Here is an 18667-nt window from a genome sequence, read left to right as displayed (position 1 = left end):
TATACTCCTTTGGGTATTAATTAAGAAAGGAGGACTTATGAACCAAACAATCAAAAACCAATTAAAACATAGGACTATTAGAGAATTTACAGATGAAAAGATAGATGATTCAACAATCAAAACCCTACTAGATGTTGTAAATATGTCGGCATCTTCAAACGGCATGCAAAATATGTCTGTAATAAGGATTACAGATCCAAAAATCAAAGAAAAATTAGCAGAAAATGGTAACCAAGCATACATGGCAAGGGCAACCGAACTTTGGATTTTCATCGTAGATCTAAAAAGAAATTATGAAATAGCAAGAGAATTAGACCTAGAAAATGACAATATAATTAGCTTTGATAAGTTTATCCAAGGTTTTACAGACGCAATTATTGCCGCTCAAAATTTAACTAACGCTGTTGAGTCTTTGGGTCTTGGAGCTAATTATTTTGGCAATATCCACAACGATACAAAAAAGGTAATTGATATACTAAAGATGCCAAAACTTACCTATCCAGCGGTCGGTGTAGGCTTTGGGATACCTAATCAAAATCCACAAATAAAACCAAGGCTTGATATAAATTTAAAGAATTTTGAGAATTCCTATAAGACCTATGATTCTTACTTAGAAATGATAAAAGATTACGATAAAGAAATGACAACTTATTATGATTTGAGAGATTCTGGTAGAAAAAGTGAATCTTTTTCAAGCCAAATACCTAAAAAACAAGGATCCATTATCAAAAATAGAAATAAAATGTTTGAAACCTTACTAAGCCAAGGTTTTGTCTTAAATCCAGACTAAAATTTTGAAATTTCCCCCAATTAGCTTATAATGATTCTATCAGAGTAGGTAAAGAGCGATTAGTGCTGGAAAATGGGTTGTTGTTTCCAGACGAAACTTCCGATTCTTTATCGCAACCGCTGACCTCTGATAGAAAGGGGAAAAAATGAATAAAAAATTGAGTGTTGATTCACTCGTGAAAGCAGCTATGCTAACAGCATTATCAATCATCTTTTCAAGATTTTTTGGTATTTTTATCACACCAACAATTAAGTTTTCTTTTGGCCACTTGCCATTGATGCTTGCAGGCATGCTATTAGGTCCAATACCTGGAGCACTTGCTGGACTTGCAGCCGACTTAATAGGTGTTGCTATAAATGCTGGAGGCACACCACACTTTGGATTTACCTTAGTTTCTGTCCTAACAGGTCTTATACCTGGACTTATTACAGAATACTCAAAGTATAAAAACATTTCTATGAAGGTTCAAGTTGGGCTTATGGTATTTTTTGTATTTTACATCTGCCATATGTTCTTAAACACCTTATGGTTAAGCCAATTGTTTAATAATCCTTACAAGGTAATGTTAGCTTCACGTTTTGTAAAAGTATTAGTAGATGGTCTTATAAATTATTTCCTTTTATATTTCATATCTACAAAATTACTAGATAAATTAAAATAAATAGAGGTGGTAGATATTTTTCTACCACCTCTATTTATTTGCTTCTATAAATTTATTTATATGACTTATTACTTCTTTTTTGAAGGAATCATCTCCGGCATAGCCTACTACCAAATGACCATGCTCCTTAACTTTTCCAACAACCATGAGATTTCTATAGAGTTTATTCTCACCAGTTCCCTGATATCTCATATCTGTGATTATCCCTATAATCATCCTTGGAAAATCTATTCCATGTTCTAATTCAAATTCTCGCATAACTCCATGGGCCATAATTTCTGCGCTAACCCCATCATCAATTGTCAATCCGTCAAGATTTGCAATTAATAAATTAGATTCTTTAAGATGAGCAGTATCAGCCTGTGATATCTTTATATCAGTAATAATCGCATCATTATTTTTCTTATCGTTTATATCTGCATTTCTTTGTGGGACATAAAGTTCAAGATCAGTATTTTTTTCTATATACTGGGCTAAATCTTCTGTCCACCTAAACATAGCATCATTAAAAAAATGACTTGCTAAATATCCTTTCAATATTTACTCCTTAAAATTTTCTGCCAGCGCCGCCACCGCCTGAAGATCCTCCACCACCGGAAAAACCTCCGCCAAAACCTCCTGATGAACCGCCACCAAAGCTTGATCCACCCCAAGAATCCGATGAGCTAGACCAAGATGACCAACCAGGCCCAAACCTTGGATAAGTATAGCGTCTTCTTCTCCTAAAGCCGCCACCACCTCGGTAGTTATTATTGTTATTAATAATATTTGAAATAATAATAAACATTATAGTGATAAAGACGATTGTTCCAAGGGAAATTCCATCTTCATCATTAGAATCAGCAAGCTCGTCTTGATAGCCTGCATAATCTTTTTCAAGCTCTATATCGTATTCAGCTGCAATTTCGCCTACAACAGCGTTAAAACCTTCATTAAGGGCTTTAGAATAATTACCATCTCTTAAATCTTCAAACATAAAAGAATCAATTATCCTACCAATTTTACCATCATTTAGCCTGCCTTCTATGCCATAGCCAGTGATGATGTTTATTTGATTTTGCCCTTCTTCTTCGCTCATTAATAAGAGAATTAAAACACCATTGTCTTTTTGTTGATCCCCTATTTTCCAAGAGTTGAAGATTTCCGTGCCATAATAATTACCTTCAAGGCCACGAGGATTAGCTAGGGTCATGACCACTACTTGACTTCCTGTCTTATCTTCAAGCTGCTTGTTGGTTTTATTAATATTTTCCTTAGTCGATTCGTCTAATAGATTTAATTCATCTAGGTAATAATTATCTGTTGGATTAGGGATGCTGGCATAAGTTTTACTTTGAAAAAGGCAGAAAAATATTATAAATATTAGCCAAAGCCTTTTAAATTTTGCCTTTCTCATTATATCTCCTTCTTATTTCCTAATTAGTTTTAAACTAATCCTAATTACCAAAGTCTACCTTTGGTGCATCTTGGGCACTGGCATCAGCCTTAAAGTAATCAGCTGGATCATAGCCTGTAAATTTAGCTATTAAGTTTGTTGGAAACTTCTTTATATCAGTGTTATATGCCTGAACAGCTTCGTTATAATTTTTTCTTTCTGTTGAAATCCTATTTTCGCTGCCAGCTAATTCATCCATTAATTGAACAAATTGAGTATCAGCTTTTAATTCTGGGTAGGCTTCGACAACTACATTAATGTCTCCAATTGCTCTTGTTAACTCTTCGTTAGCCTCAGCAAGTTCTTTTGGATTTTTAGCATTTTGGACACCTGCCCTTGCATTTGTAACTTGAGTTAAAGTTTCTGATTCGTGGTCAGTGTATCCTTTAACAGTATTTACAAGGTTTGGTATCAAGTCTGCCCTTCTTTGAACTACATTTTGCACTTGGGCGTAAGCCTGATTCACATTTTCACGACTTCCTGCAAGTCTATTATAGGTTGGCACAATCATAACAAGGGCAATTACAATAAGAGCTACTATTGCAATAAGTATCCCTGCACCACCTGATCTTTTCTTTTGATTAATCATTTATTCCTCCTAAATTGTCTTTTTCTATTTATACCCATTTAGGATAATAACTTTATTATTTTCTAATGATTTCTTTACATCAATTATTCTTTGATTAGAGGAACCCCTAAATTTCAGCCTTAAATCTTTAAGTTCTTCTATAAATTCTCCGTCAACGAGGACGTCAATTTCTTCTAAAATCTCACGTGCTTTTGCCATATTAACTAAATCTTCATAGACAAAACCTGTATAAACCCAAATTGACTTTGTTACCTCTTTTTTTATATTCCTTAAAGCATCTAAAAGACCCAGAGGGTTTTCAAATGGCTCCCCACCGAGAACAGTAAGGCCTTCAACTTGGTTGAGTTTTAGATATGAAATAACTTCTTTTTCAGCTTGATCATCCCATTTTTTCCCATGGTTAAAGTCCATATAATCGGTATTAAAACAATTTGGGCAATTCCTATCACAACCTGTAAGGAAAAAAGTGGTCCTGATACCAGGACCATTTGCTACATCATATTTTCTTATTTGCCCATAATTCATATGTGAAGGACTCTCGCCTTTATTTCTTTAGTTCTACCTTCATTCCAGAAATTTTCTCCAAGATAGCCGCAAGTTCTTCTTACTACTGTAAGTGTTGCCCTATCGTGATTTCCACAATTTGGACAATACCATTGGTTATTTTCATCTAGAAGAATTTCCCCATCATAACCGCAATTACCGCAATAATCACTCTTTGTATTAAATTCAGCATATTGGATGTGGTCGTAGATGTATTCTATCATTGTTAAGACTGCGTCTATATTGTTAGTCATATTTGGAATTTCCGCATAGGAAATGCAACCGCCTGTAGATAATTTTTGGAATTCTGATTCGAAATCAAATTTATCAAATACAGAAATATTTTCCCTAACATCAACGTGGAAGGAATTAGTGTAATATCCTTTATCTGTGACGTCTTTTATATCTCCAAATCTCTCTTTGTCAATTGATGCAAACCTGTGAGTTAAGCTTTCTGCAGGTGTGCCATAAACCGCAAAGGCAATGCCATATTGATCTGACCACTCTTTTTTCTTGTCATTTAACATTTCCATGATCTTCATGGCAAAATCGTGGCCTCTCTTTGTTGTATGGCTTTCTCCGATAGTTAACTTAGTGGCTTCATATATTCCAATATAGCCAATTGTAACTGTAGCATAGCCATTTTCTAGAAGTGGTTTGATTGATTGGTGTTTTTTAAGTCTAGCAATCGCTCCGTGTTGGAAATGGATTGGTGAAGAATCGCTTGTTACCTTAGCAAGGTGGTCATATCTTAGAATTCCTACTCTTTTTACAAGGTCAAGTCTTTTTTCTAATATTTCAAAGAATAAATCTTCATCACCATGGGCTAGGATTCCAATTTGTGGGAGGTTTATTGTACAAACTCCCATATTAAACCTGCCATCAAACTTGTAGTCTCCATACTTATCCTTGTAAGGAGGAAGGAAGGCCCTGCAACCCATTGGAGAGAAAACATTGCCTTCGTAGTTTTCACGCATCTTCTTTGCTGAAATGTAATCAGGATACATCCTCTTTGCAGTACATTCTGCAGCAAGTATTGTTAGGTTGAAATACTTGGAATCTGGATTTATGTTATTTTCATCAAGTACGTAAATAAGCTTAGGAAAAGCTGGTGTTACATATACGCCTTGGTCATTTTTAATGCCTTGGATTCTTTGTTTCAAAATTTCTTTTATAATTTCAACTGTTTGGTCAAGGTAAGGATCGTTTTCATCTGTGTGCATGAAAAGTGTCACAAAAGGTGATTGACCGTTTGAAGTCATAAGGGTATTGATTTGATACTGAATGGTTTGAATGCCACTTTCTAGATCTCTTTGAGTTAGGGCATCTGCCATTTCTTTTGCCTTGTCAGTGTCACCTAAGATTTCTTTTGATAATTTAAAGTTCTTATCAAAAGATTTTTCTAGGTAAGGACTTAAACAAGAAATATTGATTGATTGGCCACCATATTGGTTTGACGCTATTTGAGCTATGATTTGGGTCATAACATTGCAAGCAACCTGAAAAGACTTTGGTGTTTCAATCATTTTTTCGTTTACAACTGTTCCATTATCCAGCATGTCTTTCATATCTACCAAGCAACAATTAAAAATTGGTTGGATTAGATAATCAAGGTCGTGAATATGTATAGCTCCTGAATCATGAGCTTCTACAAGGTCTGCTGGAATTAGTTTTCTTTTTGCTATGTCTTTTGCTACTTCGCCGGCTATTAGGTCTCTTTGGGTTGAAGCAATGATTGGATTTTTGTTTGAATTTTCATCCATTACATCTATATTGGTTTGATTTAAAAGTCCGATTATTTCATCGTCAGATGTATTTTGCTCACGTTTATAAGCCTGGACTGACTTATAAGACTCATAGGCCTTGGCTGTAGCAGGATTTTTCCTGTCTATTAGTTTGTAGTAGACTAAGTCTTCGATTTCATAAATTGAGATTTCTCTTTTATTTTTAGATCTCTCCTCTATCTCACCAGCTATCTCTGCTGCCTGACCTCCCACATAAATACCGCTTGGGGAATGCATGGCTTTTTCAATAGCGATGGTTATTTTGTCTTTATTAAAATCGACTTTAGTCCCATCTCTTTTAATTACCTGTAACATTTTTACCTCCGAAATTTTACACTTATATCATACCATATTTTATTTTCAAAGTAAAATAAATAGTACTATATATTGTGGTATGAAGCTGAAAAACACTACATATAGTGTAAAATCCCAGAAAATAGCCAAAGTAAAAACGGAGCAACCCACTAAATTACTCCGTTATTATTTCTACTTGTCTATACCAAGCTATTTGATTTTAAACTCTAATTTATTATCAACTAGGTCAAGGGTAGCTGTATCTCTATCGGAAACTTTTCCTTCAATTATTAATTTGCCAAGTTTTGTTTCTACATTTCTTTGTAAGTATCTCTTGACAGGTCTAGCACCGTATTCTACATCGTAAGAATTGGCTAGGATATACTCCTTGGCAGCTGGTGTGATTTCAAGTTTGATGTCCCTATCAGCAAGTCTCTTTCTAATATTATCAATTTGTAGGTCAATAATTTCGTAAACTTGTTCGCTTGTTAGAGGTGTGAACATCACAATATCATCAATCCTGTTTAAAAACTCTGGCTTAAATGACCTTCTTAAAACTTCATCAACATTCTTTTGGTTTTCTTCCTTGATGGTACCGTCTTCGTTTAGGCCATCAATTAAGAATTCAGAGCCTATATTTGAAGTCATGATGATTATAGTATTCTTAAAATCAACTGTCCTACCTTGACTATCTGTCAATCTTCCGTCATCTAATACTTGAAGAAGGATATTAAATACGTCTGGGTGAGCCTTTTCAATTTCATCAAAAAGAATTACTGAATATGGTTTTCTACGAACAGCTTCAGTTAATTGTCCACCTTCTTCGTAGCCAACATAGCCTGGAGCTGCTCCGATTAGTCTTGATACGGAATATTTTTCCATATATTCACTCATATCAATCCTTATCATATTGTGCTCATCATCAAACATTGCTTCAGTTAATGTCTTTGCAAGCTCTGTCTTCCCAACACCTGTTGGGCCTAAGAATATAAAGGAACCTATTGGCCTATTTTGCTCTTTAAGGCCTGACCTCGCTCTTATCATAGCATCAGAAACAGCTTTTATAGCTTCATCCTGTCCAATCACTCTTTGATGAAGGGTATCTCCTAAGTGAAGGATTTTTGCCCTTTCAGTCTCAACTAGTTTTGATACTGGTATATTTGTCCAGCTTGAAACAACATCAGCTACATCTTCGTCAGTCACTTCCTCTTTTATAGAAGAATCATCATTATTAGATGCACTAGCTTCCTTCAATTTATTTTCAAGTTCAACTAGCTTACCGTATTTAAGCTCTGAAAGTTTTTCAAAATCATAAGACCTTTCTGCCTGGTCTATTTCTACCTTGACTTTGTCTATTTCTTCCTTAATGGTTTTGACATCGTCAATGGCAGATTTTTGGTCTTTCCATTTCAAGAAGTCTTCATTGTAAGTTTCTGAAAGGTCAGCTAATTCTTTTTCAAGATCAGCTAGTCTCTTTTTAGAATAGTCATCATCCTCTTTTTTTAATGCTGTAATTTCAATTTGTAATTGTAATAATTTTCTTTTTTGCTCATCTAGATAGGCTGGCATGGTGTCAATTTCTGTCCTAACTGTAGCACAAGCCTCATCCATAAGGTCTATTGCCTTATCTGGTAAAAACCTATCAGAAATATACCTATCAGATAATTCAGCAGCTGCAATTACTGCTGAGTCTTGAATCCTGATTCCGTGGAATATTTCATATTTTTCCTTTATACCTCTTAAGATTGAAATAGTATCTTCAACGCTTGGCTCTTCTACCATTACCTTTTGGAATCTTCTCTCAAGAGCCCCATCTTTTTCTATATATTCCCTGTATTCGTTAAGGGTTGTAGCACCAATAACCTTGATTTCTCCTCGTGCAAGCATTGGTTTCATAATGTTTGATGCATCCATAGCACCTTCAGATTTACCAGCACCAACAATAGTGTGGATTTCATCAATAAACATTATAATTTGTCCATCAGATTTTTTGACTTCTTCAATTACTGCCTTTAGTCTTTCCTCAAATTGGCCCCTATATTTGGCACCAGCTACTAGAGCACCCATATCAAGTGAGAAAATCCTCCTACCTTGGAGTGGCTCTGGTACATCGTTATTTACAATTCTTTGGGCAAGACCTTCGACAATAGCTGTCTTACCAACACCAGGTTGACCGATTAAAACCGGGTTATTTTTCTTACGACGTGATAAAATCCTAAGTGCATTTCTAATTTCTGCATCTCTTCCGATAACTGGGTCGATTTTACCTTCCCTAGCTTCTTGAGTTAAATCACGTCCAAATTTTTCCAATGGATTTGAAGTTTCTTCAGGATTATCAGTTGTAACTTTTTGACCATTCCTGACTTTTAAGACATAATCTTTGAAGGCCTTATAGGAAATATTAAACTCCTTGTTAATTGGACTCATTTCGGTATTTTCCTTTAGTAAGGAAAGGAAAATGTGTTCTATCGATATGAATGAATCGCCCATGGCCTCTGCCTCATCCTCAGCCTTCAAAAATATCCTTTGAAAGACTTGGGATGGGTAGGTCTTAGCATTGCCTGATTGTTTTGGCAAAGCTTCTATCTTGTTTTCTATTTTTTTCTTATATGCATTTACATCTACTCCCATTTTGGTTAAAACCAATGAAACATAGGAGGATGGGCTATCAACTAAGCTTAAGGCTAAATGAAATTCATTAACTTCTGGATTGGCATCTTTAATTGCCATTGAATTTGCATTGTTGATAGCTTCGATTGATTTTTGTGTTAATTTGTTGTTATCCATATTATCCCTCGATTTCTTTTAGCTTTTTATATAATTCAATTTGTTCTTCGTTTAAGTCTGGGTTATCTATAAATACATCCAAAATTAAATCGCCGGTCTGATTTTTCCTGTCGGTATATCCTAAATTATTAAGTCTGATTTTCTTATTAGAAGTTATTTTTTCTGGAATTGTTACTAAGATATTTCCCTTAATTGTTGAGATTTTTTTCTTAGTACCAAAGTATGCATCCCAAGGACTAATCTTAACTTTTTTTACAAAGTCAATTCCTTCTAGCCTTAAATCTTCAGTTTCCTTAATCTTGACCATTACATAAATATCTGCATTTAAGCCGTATTTAGAACCATCGATTTTAATCTTATTTTTATTCTTTAGTCCCTTTGGAATATTTACTTCAATATCTTTTATGCCAGTTTCTGACTTTATAGAAATTTTTCTACTTGTACCTGACATGGCCTCATCAATTGAAATACTAACTTCAGTATCTAGTTTTGACTTAGGCTTTTTAGTAAAAGAACTGCCAAAACCGCCAAAACCTTGGCTAGATTTTGAAGACGAACCTCCCCCAAAGCCGCCGAATAAGGTATCAAAAAAGTCTGAAAAACCTGAACCGCTTGAACTTGTATATGTGTAAGAGCCGTTTCCAAAGTTACCAAAATCAAAACCAAAATCTCTTGGATCAAAGTTTTGACCGCCAGAAAAGTTTGCATTAGCACCAAAGGTGTCATATTTATTCCTCTTATCTGGATCTGATAGAACCTCGTAGGCTTCATTTATTTCTGTAAATTTTTTGTGTGCACTTTCATCGTCTGGATGAAGGTCTGGGTGGTATTTTTTAGCAAGTTTTCTGTATGCTTTTTTTATCTCATCAGCGCTAGCTTTTTTGTCCACCCCTAGCACTTCATAATAATCCCTATATTGCATTTATACCTCCATCATAATTCTTTGACCATCTCTGACCTTAATAAGATTATACTAGGTATAATATTCATTTCAAGTATATTTATAAATTTATTTATTAAAATTAATTTAATTTTCTTATTATTAAAGATGTTTAAATTTAAGCATTTAAAAAGAGATTTCAAAATGAAACCTCTTTACATTATTTTAATTAATGGTCATATTCAACCAATGATATTACATCATAGTCTTTTAGAAATTCTCTGCCCTTTAGAGATGTAAGTTCAATTAAAAATTCAAAACAAACAACCTTACCACCAATTGATTCAACAAGTTTAGCAGCAGCCTTTGCAGAGCCACCTGTCGCAATAAGGTCATCAATAATTACAACCCTATCGCCTTCATTAAGGGCATCTTTGTGAATTTCCAGCTCGTTTGTGCCGTATTCTAGGTCGTAAGATACTTTTTCAATTTCAGCTGGAAGTTTACCTGGCTTTCTTATTGGAATAAAGCCTTTGTTTAGCCTATCAGCCAAAGGTGCGCCAAAGATAAGTCCTCTTGACTCAACACCTGCTATATAGTCAAAATCATAGTCTTTTAACTCCGCCTCAAGTAGGTCAATTGTTTTTCTAAATCCATCCTTGTCCTTTAGTAGTGTTGTTATATCCTTAAAGGATATGCCCTTTTCAGGGTAATCTTCTATTACTCTTATTAATGATTTGATATCCATAATTCCTCCATCCTATTCATATCTATTATACCCATTTCCTAATTTCTTAAAAATGAATTTAAGTAAGTTGACCTGATATTTTCGATTGATTCAGGATAAATTTTATAATATGAGATTCCACCCATATTAAAACCCTCACCCTCAAGCCTTACAGAATTAAGATTTGAGGAATCTGCGAACTTAAATTTCATTGCAAGAGATGATAAGTCTTTTATATTCATATTTGTTTTTATATATGGCTTCATAGCCGCGTAAACTTTTGGAAGTTTTGGCAGATTACTTGGCTTAGTAGCTTCTTTTATAAATTGTTTTAGAAAATCTTGCTGGGTATTAATCCTACCTAGGTCTGCATTTTGGTAACCCTTCCTAAACCTAACATATTTTAATACCTCATCTCCACTCATAGTGTGGATACCAGGACTTATTCCCATAGCCGCTGCCACGTCTTGGCTTACATCAACATCCATACCACCAAGGGCATCAATACCTTTTATTACTGCCTCAAAGGAAATTACCATGTACTTATCTAGGTTAATTCCCAAAAAGTCCCTGACAACGCTCATTGTCAAATCTATCCCTCCATAGGAATGAGCAGCATTAATCTTATCCATCTTGCCATTTATAGACACATAAGAATCTCTTGGAATAGAAATCATATCTACTGTATTGTTATTGCTATCAGCCTTAATAAGCATGAGAGTATCAGTCCTTGTACCTGTTTCTTCACCAGTTGAGTCAACTCCTGCAAGGAGGAACAAAAACTCATCCTTAGGACCTGAAATATCCGAAATTGGATTTTCTATCTTTTCACCCTTAAAGAAGCCCAACAGAATAAAACCTGCTGCAAATACTATGACAAAGAGCAAAAATACTATTATTGATTTAATTATTTTTATAAAATTATCTTTCATTTTATCACCTAGCCTTATCATACACCCAAAAGGATAATTTACCTTACAAATTTTTTAAGTTAAGCTATAATATTAGTGGAGGACATATGTTAAATAAACTTATTGAAAATTACCTAAATGAAAATATCTATCCTTTCCATATGCCTGGTCACAAAAGATCAAAGCTTTTATATCCAAATCTAGGCTATGGGAGGGATTTTACAGAAATATATGGGCTTGATAACCTAAATGATCCCAAAGAAGTTTTTGTTGAAATGGAAAATAAAATTGCAGAAATTTATAGGGTAAAAGAAGCAATTATATCTACAAATGGATCTACATCAGGGATTTTGGCAAGTATTAGAGCAATATGCAGAAACAATAAAAATATCCTAATCCAAAGATCATCCCACAAGGCTGTCTACAATGCGTGTTTGATTAATAATTTAAAAGTAGATTACATCGGTGTTAAAACCAATGATATAGGGGCAATTATTGATATTTCTTATAAGGACTTAGAAAATCAATTAAAAACTAAAAACTACGGTGGAGTTGTAATCACTTCGCCTTCCTATGAAGGTTATTTACTAGATATAGAGAAAATATACAACTTATGTAAAAAGTATGGTTCAAAACTCATTTTAGACATGGCTCACGGTTCTCATTTGTTTTTGACAGGCGAATATAAAAATACTTTTGATATAGCCATAACTTCCTTTCACAAAAACCTACCTGCCATTACACCAGGAGCTGCGGTTCTTGTTAACGACGAAAAAATTATAAAAGATTTAAGATTTGCTATGGCCATTTTCCAAACATCTTCCCCATCTTATCTTATCCTGCAATCTATTGACTATATCTTAGAAAATATAGAAGATATGAAAAGTTTAAATGAGAAGTTATCAAAAAATCTCGATAATCTTTACAAGTTAAATTTGAAAAATTTAAAATTAATAGATTCTAAAAATAAAGATAGGTCAAAAATTTTAATTTCAACCAAAGATACAAATATAAACGGAAAGGACCTTGGAGACTTACTAAAGAAAGAAAAAATCGAAATAGAAATGGCCTACCCTTCCTATGCCCTTTTGATAGCAAGCCTTTATGATAGTGACCAAGCTTTTGAACTTCTCAAAAATGCCCTAATTAAAATTGATAAATCAATAAGTAAAACAGTTAAGCCATATAATTTTTCCAATCTTAGCCCCCAAAAAAATTTCGAAATCTATGAGGCTATGGAAAAAGAATCAGTGTTAATTGATATAAATGATGCTGAGGGAAAAATTGCAGCAAGCTTTACTTACGCCTATCCACCGGGTATTCCAATTCTTGCACCAGGAGAATTAATCGATAAAAATATCATAGCAAATATAAATAATTTACAAGCAAACAACATTAATCTAAACCTTGAAGAAAATTCGATTCGTGTCCTAATTGACAAAGAGGATAAAAACTGTTAATATATTAATTGAATAAGAAATTCTTATCGATAAGGAGATTTGATATGAAAAGAATACTTACACTTAACACAAGAAATCTTCACAAGAGCCAAAAAGACGGCGGTTGCGGTGAATGTCAAACATCTTGCCAATCTGCTTGTAAAACATCTTGCGGAGTTGCAAACCAAGAATGTGTTAGCAAAAAGGAAAATAAATAGGAAAAAACTTACACTATTTAATAACTTACTTACATACATAAATGTAGGTAAGTTTTTTTCTGTTTATTACTTTTATAATTCTTGCAAATAAGTATAATAGTAAGGATTTTACAAATAAAGGAGAATTTATGATACACCAATATAAGGCTAAGGGTTTTAATATTGTTTTAGATATATATAGTGGATCTGTCCACCTAGTTGATGATGTCACCTACGATATTATTGAAAAATACATAAAAACAGACAAAAATCTATTAAAAGAAGAAATTAAAGAAAAGTATAATCTTACAAATGATGAGTTAAATGCAGCCTTTAACGAGGTTGAAGAGCTAATCTCTACAGGTCAATTATTCACAGAAGATAATTTTAAGGACCTTGCAATTGATGTTACAAAAAGGCCAACTAACATCAAGGCTCTTTGCCTGAATGTGGCCCATACTTGCAATTTCACCTGTGATTATTGCTTTGCCAAGGGCGGAAAATATCACGGACCAGATGCAATTATGACTAAGGAAGTTGCCAAAAGAGCAATTGATTTTCTCTTAGAAAATTCTGGTGGTCATCATAACTTAGATATAGACTTTTTTGGCGGTGAGCCTTTGATGAACCTTGATGTGGTAAAATATACTGTCGACTACGCAAGGAGTAAGGAAGAAGAATACAACAAACACTTTAACTTCACACTCACAACTAACGGCCTACTTCTAAATGACAATACTATTGATTATTTAAATAAAAATATGAAAAATGTAGTCCTATCCCTTGATGGCAGGCAAGAAAAACACGACCACTTTAGAAAGACCCTTGCTGGTACTGGGTCTTTTGACCTAATCGTGCCAAAATTCCAAAAATTAGTTGAAAAACGTGGTGACAAAGAATACTACATGAGGGGTACCTATACTGCCAATAACCTAGATTTTACAGAAGATATTAAAACCTATCTTGATTTAGGCTTCAAACGTACTTCACTAGAGCCAGTTGTAGGTAGCCCTGATAATGAATACGCCTTAAAAGATGAACACCTACCAATTCTTTTTGACCAATACGAAAAATTGGCTGATATGATGATGGATGCTATTGATAATAACGACGAGTTTATCTTCTACCACTATATGATTGACCTTGAAAATGGTCCTTGCATCCACAAGAGACTTTCAGGCTGCGGATCTGGAACAGAATACATGGCAGTAACACCAACAGGCGACCTATTCCCTTGCCACCAATTTGTAGGCAATGACGATTTTAAAATAGGTAATATTTTTGAAGGTGTAAAAAATACTGGACTTGTAAATCAGTTTAAAACCTGCAACTGCTATTCAAAATCAGAATGTAGGGAATGTTGGGCCAATATGTACTGCTCTGGTGGCTGTGCTGCAAATAATTACAATGCGACAGGTGATTTAAACCATACCCACGATTATTCTTGCAAACTATTTAGAAAAAGAATTGAAATGGCCCTAGCCGTTAAAATTTATGAATTTATGAAAGAAGCAGAAAAAGTGGATGCATAAAAATAAGCCAAGTTTAAGCGAAAGCTTTCCTTGGCTTTTATAATACCCTTCTTTCTGAAGCGAGTGCTAGGATTTTGACTTCTTTTACGTTTGCTTTTTCTAGAACTTTTATCATTTCAAGTGAGGTGTTTCCAGTTGTGACAAGATCATCAATTATCAAAACTGATTTTCCACTTAAGTCCTTTTCTAATCTAAAAGCACCGATTAAGTTTTTCGACCTATCTTCCTTTCCCAAGTCGTGCTGGGCCTTTGTGTCTTTTATCTTTATAAAATCATCAAGATAAGTCGGTTTTATTTTGTCAATAAAATCATCTGTAATCATTCTTATATGATCAAATCCTCTATTTATCAAAGTTCCTCTTGATGATGGTGAAGGCAAAATATAATCTACATTGAAAAGATTTTTCCTCTTCCCATATTCATAAACAATCTTTGCGAAAATCCTAGAAAACTCAGTTCTTCTTTCAAACTTATAGAGGCCTATGAGTTTTTTAAAAAATTCGTCATAAAAATATATGGAGTAGCACTCATAATCACCAATAAGAAATTTATTATCAACGTAATCAAGCCTATCATAACAATCCCTACAAAGTCCGTACTTGTAAATGTATTCGTTCTGACAAAAAGTGCAGGTATTTTCATCTAAAAATAAATAATCAATCAGCAAGAATAGACTCCATTTCATTTATCCAATAGGAAAGATTGGTATTTCTGTCATTTGACCTATTATTATCAACCATTCTTTTTATATATCGCTTATCTCCTAGTAAAATTACGAGTTTTTTCGCACGAGTTACCCCAGTATAAAGAAGATTTCTAGTTAAAAGCATTGGAGCAACCTGCATCATTGGTATGATCACACACTTAAATTCGGATCCTTGAGACTTATGAACCGTTATAGCATAAGATAGGTCCAAATCTTTAATATCTTCTTTTTTGTATTTTACAATTTTGCCATCATCAAATTCGACTTTAAGACTCTCCTCATCGGTGTCAATTTCTGTAATAATGCCAATATCCCCATTATAGACACCATCATCGTTAGATGCGTTGTTTAGGGCCTTTAAATCGTAATTATTCCTCACTTGCATTACCTTATCGTGAAGCTTAAATGTCCTTTCATTAACTTTTAAATATATTTTTTCTTTATTAATGGCTTCTTGGATAGATTTATTAATGGCATCAACTCCCCAATTCGTTTTTCTTGATAGGGCTAAGACTTCAATATCCCTTACTGGGTCAAAATTATAAAAATTTGGCAATCTATCTTTAATTAAATCTAGCAAGGCCTGATTAAAATTGTCTCCATTTGCATTTATAAAGAAAAAGTCTTTATCAGGTTGGTTTAAAACTGGGTATTTACCCTCATTTATCCTGTGAGCATTCACAATTATATTTGACTGGCTCGCTTGTCTGAAGATTTTTTTAAGCCTAATGGACTTAGCTGAAGAATTTAATACATCAGATAAAACATTTCCCGGACCTACTGATGGCAACTGGTCACTATCACCGACCAGAATTAGGGCTGTAGATTCACCAACTGCATCAAGGAGATTTTTCATCAAATAAATATCAACCATACTCATCTCATCAACAATTACGTAGTCTTTGTCGATTGGATTTTCCTCATTATATTCAGCTATCGGCATATCTGGTCTAATACCAACTAGCCTATGGATGGTGTTAGCTTCACTGTCAGTTGCTTCTTGCATACGCTTAGCAGCCCTGCCTGTTGGTGCTGCAAGGGCATAGGAAAGTTCATTTTTATCAAGAATACTAGTAATGGCATTTATTATTGTTGTTTTTCCAGTACCTGGACCACCAGTTATTACTAAGACCATATTTTCAAATGCAGCTTCAATTGCTTGTTTTTGTTCTTCAGAATAACCACCAAGGTCTTCATCAATTCCTACATCAAAAATATAAGGCTCTTTAATTTTTTTTGCAAGGGCCATGGCAACTGATTTTTCAGCCTTATAAAGACCTTTGGAATAAACATAGGATTTTTCTTCTATTTCAACAAGTTCAAGTTTTCCCGATAAGAGATCTACTTGGATTTGCTCTCTTATCAAATCCTTATCAGCCTTTAAAAGCTTGGCTGCCTCATTGATGAGATATGAGATTTCAAGGCTAGTGTGACCATTAAAATCTGCCTCAAAATCAATAACATAAGTTAGGCCAGCGGATATCCTAAAGGCAGAGTTTGATTCCATTTGCATATTTCTTGCCAAGGCATCTGCCATATTGAAACCAATCCCCTTAATATCTTCAATAAGTTTATAAGGGTTGGATTTTACAATATCTATGGTGTTTTCGCCGTACTTATTGTAGATTTTCATAGAAAGATTATAGGAAATCCTTAGTCCTTGGAGAAATTCTAGACTACGTCTTGAATCCCTAGTTTCTTCGGCGGATATCTTTATATCTTCAAGTTTCTTCTTGCCTATACCTTCTACCTTCAAAAGCTTGTCGGGATTCTTATATAAAATATCCAAAGAATCTTTGCCAAATACATCGTAAATTGCTTCAGCTGTTTTTTTACCAACCCCTCTTATATTTCCGCTCGCCAAATACTTTACTATAGATTCCCTATCAGAAGGTTTTTTAAGCCTTACATTTCTGACATTTATCTGCTCGCCGTACTTATCGTGGTAGGTAAAATCACCCTCAACTTCTATCCTGTCGCCTTCATTAAAAAAAGGCATAGTACCAACAATAGTTATGTCAGAATCGGTAGTTTCAAGCGTCATAACGCTATAACCACTTTCATCATTCCTATACCTAATGTTTGATACTATACCTTCTAATTTCATTATTCTACTTCTACTCTCTTTATGTCAGCGCCAAGTTTAGTTAGCTTCTCAACGAGATTTGAATATCCCCTGTCTATGTGAAAAATATCAAAAACTCTTGTTGTGCCTTTTGCAACAAGTCCTGCCATCACAAGAGCCGCACCCGCTCTAAGGTCAGTTGCTTTTACATCAGCACCATGAAGTTTCTCAACGCCAGCAATTGTTGCCCTGTTTCCAGATGTGGCAATTACAGCTCCCATCTTCATAAGTTCTTCAACATGCATAAACCTATTTTCAAAAACAGTCTCTTGAATCCTGCTTTCTCCCTCACAAACTGTCATTAGGGCCATAAATTGAGCCTGAGCATCTGTTGGGAAACCTGGATATGGGAGGGTTTGGATATTGGTTGATTTTAATCTATGAGGAGCCTTGACAATAATCTTATCCTCATCTTCAATTTCTTCTACATCAACACCCATTTCTACAAGTTTTGCAATCACTGGTCTAATATGAGAACCTATTACATTATTTATTAAAACCTCTCCCATTGTCATAGCTGCAGCTGTCATATAGGTTGCAGCTTCTATCCTATCTGGGATTATAGTGTGACGAGTACCTGTAAGTTTTTCTACACCATCTATAACTATTGTAGATGTACCTGCACCCTTTATATTTGCACCCATCTTAGATAAGAAGGACGCAAGGTCAACTATTTCTGGTTCTTTTGCTGCATTTTCTAAGGTTGTCTTACCCTCAGCAAGGCAAGCAGCCATAATTATATTTTGTGTAGCTCCTACTGATGGAAAATCTAGGTAAATCTCTGTACCAACTAGCCCATCCTTAGCTACTATGGCTATTTCGTCATTATTAACAGTATTTACTGCACCAAGAGCTTCAAAACCCTTTAGGTGTAGGTCTATAGGGCGACTTCCTATATTACATCCGCCTGGTGCCTTGGTGTGAGCTGCGTGAAACCTTGATAAAAGCGGACCCATTACAACAAATGATGCCCTCATCTTATCCATAAGTTCATATGGAGTTTCACTAGTATTGATACCTGCTGAATTAATTTTTAAGGTATTTTGATCAAGATATTCAACCTTGCTTCCAAGGTGCTTAAGCACCTCAACCATTATTTCAACGTCCTTAAGCTCAGGAACCCCATCTAATATGATCTCTTCAGTACCTAAAACGCATGCGGCTAGTATAGGAAGTGCAGAATTTTTCGCACCTGATATATTAACCTCACCTTTCAGAGGTCCATTAGAATTAATAATTAAAATCTCTTTTTTCGCCATTTTCATTC

The 18667-nt window shown here is 34.5% G+C and carries 17 protein-coding genes and 1 riboswitch; of the genes, 5 read left to right on the top strand and 12 right to left on the bottom strand.

Annotated features, from left to right (window positions below; translation table 11 throughout):
* Window positions 1-37 precede the first annotated feature (37 nt).
* On the top strand, window positions 38-790 hold the full coding sequence (locus J2Z38_RS01795; RefSeq protein WP_209771721.1) for a nitroreductase family protein: 753 nt from the start codon (window positions 38-40) through the stop codon (window positions 788-790).
* Window positions 791-828: 38 nt separating this feature from the next.
* Window positions 829-914: riboswitch (THF riboswitch) on the top strand.
* 21 nt (window positions 915-935) lie between these two features.
* Window positions 936-1451, top strand: a complete 516-nt coding sequence (locus J2Z38_RS01790) for a folate family ECF transporter S component (RefSeq protein WP_209771719.1) — start codon at window positions 936-938, stop codon at window positions 1449-1451.
* A gap of 30 nt (window positions 1452-1481) precedes the next feature.
* Here the strand turns inward: J2Z38_RS01790 and J2Z38_RS01785 are convergent, their stop codons facing one another.
* The 9 genes from J2Z38_RS01785 to J2Z38_RS01745 form a co-directional block, all read right to left on the bottom strand.
* Entirely contained in the window at window positions 1482-1988 is a 507-nt protein-coding gene (locus J2Z38_RS01785; RefSeq protein WP_209771717.1) for a nucleoside 2-deoxyribosyltransferase, read from the bottom strand.
* A 10-nt stretch (window positions 1989-1998) separates the two neighbouring features.
* A complete protein-coding gene (locus tag J2Z38_RS01780) occupies window positions 1999-2847 on the bottom strand; it encodes a TPM domain-containing protein (RefSeq protein ID WP_209771716.1) in 849 nt (282 codons plus the stop codon).
* A 40-nt stretch (window positions 2848-2887) separates the two neighbouring features.
* A complete protein-coding gene (locus J2Z38_RS01775) occupies window positions 2888-3475 on the bottom strand; it encodes a LemA family protein (protein WP_209771714.1) in 588 nt (195 codons plus the stop codon).
* 24 nt (window positions 3476-3499) lie between these two features.
* A complete protein-coding gene (gene nrdG / locus J2Z38_RS01770) occupies window positions 3500-4000 on the bottom strand; it encodes an anaerobic ribonucleoside-triphosphate reductase activating protein (RefSeq protein WP_209771712.1) in 501 nt (166 codons plus the stop codon).
* Entirely contained in the window at window positions 3997-6117 is a 2121-nt protein-coding gene (nrdD, locus tag J2Z38_RS01765; RefSeq protein WP_209771710.1) for an anaerobic ribonucleoside-triphosphate reductase, read from the bottom strand. Before nrdD ends, nrdG begins: the two co-directional genes overlap by 4 nt.
* A gap of 189 nt (window positions 6118-6306) precedes the next feature.
* Window positions 6307-8883 (bottom strand): ATP-dependent chaperone ClpB, encoded by a 2577-nt coding sequence (clpB, locus tag J2Z38_RS01760; protein WP_209771708.1) that lies wholly within the window; start codon window positions 8881-8883, stop codon window positions 6307-6309.
* A gap of 1 nt (window position 8884) precedes the next feature.
* Window positions 8885-9805, bottom strand: coding sequence for a DnaJ domain-containing protein (locus J2Z38_RS01755; RefSeq protein WP_209771706.1), 921 nt, complete (start codon window positions 9803-9805; stop codon window positions 8885-8887).
* A gap of 187 nt (window positions 9806-9992) precedes the next feature.
* Window positions 9993-10511: an adenine phosphoribosyltransferase gene (locus J2Z38_RS01750; RefSeq protein WP_209771703.1), complete on the bottom strand. Its 519-nt coding sequence runs from the start codon at window positions 10509-10511 to the stop codon at window positions 9993-9995.
* A gap of 38 nt (window positions 10512-10549) precedes the next feature.
* The gene (locus J2Z38_RS01745) at window positions 10550-11422 is read right to left on the bottom strand and encodes an LCP family protein (RefSeq protein WP_225304670.1); all 873 of its coding nucleotides are present in this window, start codon (window positions 11420-11422) and stop codon (window positions 10550-10552) included.
* A gap of 86 nt (window positions 11423-11508) precedes the next feature.
* Here J2Z38_RS01745 and J2Z38_RS01740 point away from each other — a divergent pair, with 86 nt between their 5' ends.
* The 3 genes from J2Z38_RS01740 to scfB all read left to right on the top strand — a co-directional run bounded on the left by J2Z38_RS01740 (window position 11509) and on the right by scfB (window position 14569).
* Window positions 11509-12861 (top strand): aminotransferase class I/II-fold pyridoxal phosphate-dependent enzyme, encoded by a 1353-nt coding sequence (locus tag J2Z38_RS01740; RefSeq protein ID WP_209771697.1) that lies wholly within the window; start codon window positions 11509-11511, stop codon window positions 12859-12861.
* 44 nt (window positions 12862-12905) lie between these two features.
* Window positions 12906-13058, top strand: coding sequence for a six-cysteine ranthipeptide SCIFF (gene scfA, locus J2Z38_RS01735; RefSeq protein ID WP_004828870.1), 153 nt, complete (start codon window positions 12906-12908; stop codon window positions 13056-13058).
* 128 nt (window positions 13059-13186) lie between these two features.
* Window positions 13187-14569: a thioether cross-link-forming SCIFF peptide maturase gene (scfB, locus tag J2Z38_RS01730; protein WP_209771693.1), complete on the top strand. Its 1383-nt coding sequence runs from the start codon at window positions 13187-13189 to the stop codon at window positions 14567-14569.
* A 37-nt stretch (window positions 14570-14606) separates the two neighbouring features.
* Here scfB and J2Z38_RS01725 read toward each other — a convergent pair whose 3' ends face one another.
* The 3 genes from J2Z38_RS01725 to murA are packed head-to-tail and all read right to left on the bottom strand — an operon-like array spanning window position 14607 to window position 18659.
* Complete coding sequence (locus tag J2Z38_RS01725; protein WP_209771690.1) at window positions 14607-15254, bottom strand: ComF family protein; 648 nt, start codon at window positions 15252-15254, stop codon at window positions 14607-14609.
* Window positions 15226-17382 (bottom strand): SF1B family DNA helicase RecD2, encoded by a 2157-nt coding sequence (gene recD2 / locus J2Z38_RS01720; RefSeq protein WP_209771687.1) that lies wholly within the window; start codon window positions 17380-17382, stop codon window positions 15226-15228. Before recD2 ends, J2Z38_RS01725 begins: the two co-directional genes overlap by 29 nt.
* Complete coding sequence (murA, locus tag J2Z38_RS01715) at window positions 17382-18659, bottom strand: UDP-N-acetylglucosamine 1-carboxyvinyltransferase (protein ID WP_209771684.1); 1278 nt, start codon at window positions 18657-18659, stop codon at window positions 17382-17384. The genes recD2 and murA overlap by 1 nt, the downstream gene beginning before the upstream one ends.
* Between the last annotated feature and the right edge of the window lie 8 nt (window positions 18660-18667).

The sequence above is a fragment of the Anaerococcus degeneri genome, assembly GCF_017874475.1.
Lineage (GTDB): Bacteria > Bacillota > Clostridia > Tissierellales > Peptoniphilaceae > Anaerococcus > Anaerococcus degeneri.
The sequence above is the reverse complement of the archived record's forward strand: the minus strand, read 5'-3'. Positions and strand labels throughout refer to the sequence as shown.